At 47.5% G+C, this 238-nt stretch carries 1 protein-coding gene; it reads right to left on the reverse strand.

The features are described from left to right. A partial coding sequence (locus AC1XUF_RS32105; RefSeq protein WP_483345967.1) for a Mu transposase domain-containing protein occupies window positions 1-238 on the reverse strand: 238 nt, incomplete at both ends.

Below are 238 nucleotides of genomic sequence, written 5' to 3' on the forward strand. Positions count from 1 at the left end.
GAATCAGGCATGTGTTCAGCAATGGTGGTATGCCCGTGGCTTTTATAGTTCCGGCTATGTAGCGCAATCCGTTGATTGTCAAAATAGATCTCGACTGTGTCTTCGCAGTAAGCAATGCGGACCTCTTTGCCAATGTAGCGGAACGGGACGCTATAAAAGTGCCAGTCTTCGCCGATGACCACGTGGTAATTCTTTTGGACTTTTGCTTTTGTATAGTGCCGGACTTGATAGGGCGATT

It is taken from the genome of Dyadobacter sp. HNCC25DJ185, from assembly GCF_056895195.1.